Below are 3,793 nucleotides of genomic sequence, written 5' to 3'. Positions count from 1 at the left end.
TTGTTCAGGAAGACAACGATGTACGGTACGCCAACCTGACGGGACAGCAGGATGTGCTCACGGGTTTGCGGCATCGGGCCGTCGGCAGCCGAGCAGACTAGGATCGCGCCGTCCATCTGGGCAGCACCGGTGATCATGTTCTTCACGTAGTCAGCGTGACCCGGGCAGTCAACGTGCGCGTAGTGACGTACGGACGAATCGTACTCTACGTGCGCGGTGTTGATGGTGATACCACGAGCCTTCTCTTCTGGAGCGCTATCGATCTTGTCGAAGTCGACCTTGGCCGAACCGAAAACCTCGGAGCAGACGCGGGTCAGAGCAGCGGTCAGAGTGGTTTTACCGTGGTCAACGTGACCGATGGTGCCAACGTTGACGTGCGGTTTGTTACGTTCGAATTTCTCTTTAGCCATCTTGACCGTCTCCTAGCGAAGAATTGAGCAAGCCATGCCGCCATTAAAACAAAGGCAGATACTTTCATATCTGCCTTCATTAGATGGAGCTCATGAGCGGATTTGAACCGCTGACCTCACCCTTACCAAGGGTGTGCTCTACCAACTGAGCTACATGAGCCAAACTCTGTTGCGCCAACCACAAACTGGAGCGGGTAGCGGGAATCGAACCCGCATCATCAGCTTGGAAGGCTGAGGTTCTACCACTGAACTATACCCGCGGAGCTTGCAGCTCACGCTGAATCTGGTGGAGGGGGAAGGATTCGAACCTTCGAAGTCGATGACGTCAGATTTACAGTCTGATCCCTTTGGCCGCTCGGGAACCCCTCCAAAGTGAGGCGGCATTTTCTAGATCTGCCACCCTGCTGTCAAGCTTTTTCTCATTAAAATCTTGAGGTTAGCTACTTCGACAACATCTTCGCCGGGAACCAACTTTGACCACCCTGCGAAGCGGGCGCCATTCTATGCAAACTACTGGAGCAATGCAACGCCTTCACAAGGCATTAATTGATGCTGCAAACCGGCGAAGTCTCCGGCAAGTCGTCCAAGCAAAAACTCGTCAGCCAAGCGCCGACTTTCCGGAGCCACGCGCACCCAAAAACTGCGATGCGCACGTGAGAGTTCGCGAATCTGCGGCTCGTATCCCACATCACGCAAACGCTGCATAACGCTATTGGCCGAGTCATTGCGAGGGAATATCCCCAGCGATATGCCGTTCGCCAGCTCACCCTGAGTAATGATGTAGCTATCGATACGCCGGGCCTGCAGTTCACGCAACTGCCTCAGCGAGGCCTGACGCGAAGCCAGAGGTGGCAGATAAACCCAATACTCGACACCGGCTGCAGCATCGACGCTGCGCACTTCAGCCTGGATGTCCAAGCTCAAAAGCCGCTGCTCCACAACCCTGGCTCTCGACTCCTCTTCGAAACTCCCCAGATAGAGGCAGACTGCAGCCTCAGGAGCAACGGCATCAGCCGGCGCCGAAGATTCTGCGCGCACGCGCGGCGCATCCGCCTCACTCAACAGACGAATATCTTTACGCGCCGACTGATAAGCACCGGCTGGAGCCACCTCCTTGGCGCGCAAGGGGCCCTGCTGCTGATGCCAGACGTAATAGAAAGCGTTAAGTAGCAGGAGCAATAGCAGAATCCAGCGCATGCCTCGCCTCAGCTCAAGGGACAGGCGATAGCCAGTCCGACAAATACCAGATCAGGAACAACCTGCGCCCCCGGAACCACGTCTCGCACCAGGCCCGCATCGCCGCCAGTCAGGAAGACCTCGAAGCCCTCAGGAAAACGAGCCTGAGCTTGCAGCAACTGTTCGGCAACAAAACCACGCAACATCAATACGCAACCTCGCTCGACAGCCTCCGCAGTGGAGCGCCCAGGCTCCAATTCCTGCAACGCAGCAAGCGCCACCTGACGATCGTATCGAATACGCCGAGTGTGCGTGCTCAACTGATCACGCATCAGCGGCAACCCAGGGCAGATGAAGCCACCCTGATGCCTACCATCGGCCGATACGAAGTCAGCGGTCACCGCAGTTCCGAGATCCACTACCAGACAAGCGCGCTGACCCAGATGATAGGCACCCAGCACAGCCAGCCAACGGTCCAGACCAAGGCGCCGGAAGTCTTCATAACCGTTCTGCACCACCCCGACCTGACTAGCAGATTGAGCGCAGACCGCATCCACCCCTAAGGAATCACGGATACGCGCAACCAACTGCTCGGTCTCAGCATCGCTACGCACACTGACCAGGCGACAGCGACTCACCCGCAACTCAGACGCAGCAGCCAAAGACTCGAAAAGCGCGGCATCGGAGTCAACCACGCCGGCAAGAAGGCGCTGCGCTCCATCCACGGAGATGACCCGCCACTTGATAAAGCTATTACCGCAGTCGAGCTCAAGAATCATGTTGCAACCTCAGGCTCAACTCGCCACCACTGAAGGAGCGATCAACGCCATCCACGCTCAGCCTAATAGCGCCTCGCTCATCAACTCCAAGCACGACACCCAGCGTCGCATTGCTTCCTGCCGTCAACGCCACAGAACGCCCACGCCATGCATGCAAGGCTTCCCACTCCTCGCGCAAACCAGCAAAGCCGTGCTGCCAATGAGTGGACAGACTGCTCCGAAGCTGCAACAACAGCTCAGCAGCCAATTCATTACGATCGAGCATCCGCCCAAGGCATTGGCGCACCGAGGTCCAAGGCTGATCAATAACAGCGGGCGCATCGACTGCCATGTTGACGTTGATACCGATACCAATCACCACATGACAGACATCGGCCGGATCTCCGGCGAGCTCCAGGAGAATCCCGGATATCTTGCGCCCTTCAACCAGCACATCATTCGGCCATTTGAGTCGCGCGCCATCGACGCCACAGGATTGCAGTGCTTTAGCGACAGCAAGGCCTACAGTCAGACTCAAGGCCTCCACCTGACTCATCCCACCTTCTACACGCAGAACGACACTGCAATAAAGGTTCTCGGCAAAAGGGCTGGCCCAGACACGCCCCCGCCGACCACGGCCAGCGGTCTGACGCTCGGCAAGCAGCACTAAAGGCGCACTCACTCCAGCATCGAGGCGACGAAAGATCTCGGCATTCGTCGAATCCACGCTGGACTCAACAGAGATCGGCCAATCCAAGCCATCAGCGCCACGAGAGATATCTCCGGCATCGAGCAAAGCCATGGGTGAAGACAGCCGATAGCCCCGACCAGGAACCTTGAACACCTCGATCCCCAGCTCGGCCTCCAGGCCTTGCAGTTGCTTCCAGATGGCACTGCGACTTATCCCAAGCTTCGCCCCCAGGGCTTCACCGGAATGGAATCGACCATCCTGCAGAAGTTTCAACAATTCCAGCATGCCAGGCCCCGCCACGAACAAGGCTGGCATGATAACGATGAGGCTCCGGCTTGCATAGAAAACGGGAAGCATAAGAAAGCTATATAAAGGAAAGATCCTGACCCACGCACAGGACCACACCCTCTGGACCTATAAACAGCAAAGGCCACCTTCAGGTGGCCTTTTTCTTGATGCCGATAACGCACTACCCCGTAGGATGCGCCCCGCGCACCACAATAACCCCACCATGTCGGCGCGCGCAGCGCACCCTACGCGATTACATGAGCGCGTTTCCCGCAACCCAAATCCGAGGTGAGCGCTGATGCCCCGTAGGAGCGAGCTCTGCTCGCGAAGCTACGTAGGGTGCGCCATGCGCACCACGGCCACCGGCCTTTTCCGGTGCGCGCAGCGCCCCCAACGCGATGGCCTGAGAGTGTTTTCCACACTGCAAAGAAGAAACCCCAGACAGCTTTCGCGATCTGGGGTTTCGTATA

At 57.5% G+C, this 3,793-nt stretch carries 4 protein-coding genes and 3 tRNA genes; all 7 read right to left on the bottom strand.

All coding sequences use genetic code 11. The features are described from left to right. On the bottom strand, window positions 1-410 hold a 410-nt coding region (locus EGJ86_RS12130), incomplete at its 3' end, for a GTP-binding protein (RefSeq protein WP_125835320.1). Between the two features lie 84 nt (window positions 411-494). Then, window positions 495-570: transfer RNA gene (locus EGJ86_RS12125), tRNA-Thr, on the bottom strand. Window positions 571-596: 26 nt separating this feature from the next. Further along, window positions 597-670 (bottom strand) — tRNA-Gly (locus EGJ86_RS12120). 24 nt (window positions 671-694) lie between these two features. After that, window positions 695-779, bottom strand: a tRNA-Tyr gene (locus EGJ86_RS12115). Window positions 780-920: 141 nt separating this feature from the next. Then, on the bottom strand, window positions 921-1,607 hold the full coding sequence (locus EGJ86_RS12110) for an SPOR domain-containing protein (RefSeq protein WP_099526825.1): 687 nt from the start codon (window positions 1,605-1,607) through the stop codon (window positions 921-923). Window positions 1,608-1,615: 8 nt separating this feature from the next. Further along, on the bottom strand, window positions 1,616-2,365 hold the full coding sequence (locus EGJ86_RS12105; RefSeq protein WP_125835264.1) for a pantothenate kinase: 750 nt from the start codon (window positions 2,363-2,365) through the stop codon (window positions 1,616-1,618). Further along, the gene (birA, locus tag EGJ86_RS12100) at window positions 2,355-3,320 is read right to left on the bottom strand and encodes a bifunctional biotin--[acetyl-CoA-carboxylase] ligase/biotin operon repressor BirA (protein WP_125835263.1); all 966 of its coding nucleotides are present in this window, start codon (window positions 3,318-3,320) and stop codon (window positions 2,355-2,357) included. The genes EGJ86_RS12105 and birA overlap by 11 nt, the downstream gene beginning before the upstream one ends. Between the last annotated feature and the right edge of the window lie 473 nt (window positions 3,321-3,793).

Origin of the sequence: Pseudomonas sp. o96-267 (genome assembly GCF_003935465.1) — a bacterium.
In the GTDB taxonomy this organism is placed as follows: domain Bacteria; phylum Pseudomonadota; class Gammaproteobacteria; order Pseudomonadales; family Pseudomonadaceae; genus Aquipseudomonas; species Aquipseudomonas sediminis.
The sequence above is the reverse complement of the archived record's forward strand: the minus strand, read 5'-3'. Positions and strand labels throughout refer to the sequence as shown.